The sequence below is a fragment of the Methylobacterium gossipiicola genome, from assembly GCF_900113485.1.
GTDB lineage: Bacteria > Pseudomonadota > Alphaproteobacteria > Rhizobiales > Beijerinckiaceae > Methylobacterium > Methylobacterium gossipiicola.
Genome location: NZ_FOPM01000067.1, coordinates 1 through 1,670 on the forward strand (window position 1 = coordinate 1; position 1,670 = coordinate 1,670).

A 1,670-nucleotide genomic window follows, 5' to 3' on the forward strand; every position below is an offset into this window, starting at 1 on the left:
CATCACCGGGTCCATCGACCTCAACCCCGTCGATCCGACCCGCGTGGTGCTGCGGGCCAGGGCCTTCGGCGCGACCGGTCTGCCCGGCCCGTACTTCCTGGCCGAACTCGCACTTCCGCGCGCAACGGTGAACGCGGCCCTGCCGCCACTCGAATACGAAGACTTCGTGGATGATGTTCAGGCGCGGATCGATAAGGGGGTTCGGGCTCTCGATAAAGCGATTGAGGCGACCCTCCAGGGGCAGGCCAACGCTGCGGCCATCATAGACGAGCAGAACACGCGCCAGGAAGGGGATCGGCTGATTGCCGAGCGCGTCACGGGCGTGGTGGCGCAGCAAGGGGTGGACCGCGCCGCGACGGCGGCCATCGAAAGCGCCAGCATTGGCCGCGACGATGCCCTCAGTAGCCGCATCGAAGTCGCCACGGCTCGGATCGGCACGAACGAGGCCACGATCTCGCAAGAAACGAGCGCGCGGATCGCCGGTGACAACGCGACCGCCGGACAAATCACGGACGTTCTGGCTCGGACGAATGCCGGCACTGCAGCGGGTCGTTTCAGTTTGCAGGTCACATCGGCTCCGGGAGAGGTGACCGCGCGTCTCCAGGCTCTTCTGGCGACGCAGTATGGCGGCCAGACATACGGAGCGGGATACTACCTCGACCTGTTAAACGACGGATCGAGCCGATACGTTGTCGACGCGAATGCTTTCTATATTACCGCAAACGGCTCAAGCGTTCCTCTTCTGTCTTTCGACGGATACACGCTTAGGGTCCCAAATCTGATTTTGACGTCTCCGAACGTTCCCCAGGGGGTTGCCAGTGTTCCCGCTCGGTTCGACGCATCGAACTACACATTGATCTCCGGTCAGGGGGGGGTAAACAACGTCCTAGACCCCAACATGATTGCGAATATTAGTGTCGAAAACGGGAGCTACCCGACGATAGTTTCGCTATATGGCACACTATCCATGGGTCCTGGAACAAATGTCGGGCCAATTGATCTGCTGATCGACGGAAATCAGGTTGCGCCTGTTCTGTTTGGTGGCTTTGCGGTGCAGGCCACGACGATCAACAACCCTAATGCCCCTGCGAAGTTTTACGGGTTTGCTGTTGTCTATCTCGGGGCCGGAAACCATCAGGCTCGATTCAGATACACTTACAGCGGCAATCAGGCCGGTTCGCAGGTGGTCATAAACGACATCCACCTCGCGGCGGTTACACCTCGCGCCTAAAAGACGGGCATATTTCCAAGGTCACCGTGAAAATCGCCTCGCAAAAGACACTCGATACGCCCGAGGAAATTGCTAAATTCTTGCTTGATGACTACTCCGACATGGCTTCGCGCTTGGCATTTGCGCCGGGCGATGTCGTGTCGATCGCCAATCGATCCGGCCTGATTCCGGAACTTGGCATCGGCGATGTCGCCGTCGTGCTGTTCTCGGAACCGTCCCCGTCGCCCTTCACGCATGTCCGCCTGCTCCATGCGAACGGAGGGCTTATGTCCGTCCAGACGCAGACGGCCAACCTGACCAAACGGGACGCCACCCCGGCGCAGCCCGCCCCGTAGGCTCAGGCCGACCCACCCCCACCATCCACCGCCGGAACCGACCGTGCCGGACCGCTGATTGCGGCCCGCCGCGCCCGTTCGGCCGCTCGACCTCGGGACCTCGA

At 61.2% G+C, this 1,670-nt stretch carries 1 protein-coding gene and 1 pseudogene; both read left to right on the plus strand.

Going from position 1 to position 1,670, the window contains the following annotated elements:
- Positions 1–1,231 (plus strand): annotated as a pseudogene (locus BM249_RS21825) (hypothetical protein); the annotation flags it as partial.
- A 26-nt stretch (positions 1,232–1,257) separates the two neighbouring features.
- Complete coding sequence (locus BM249_RS21020) at positions 1,258–1,566, plus strand: hypothetical protein (protein ID WP_143103841.1); 309 nt, start codon at positions 1,258–1,260, stop codon at positions 1,564–1,566.
- Positions 1,567–1,670: the final 104 nt, after the last annotated feature.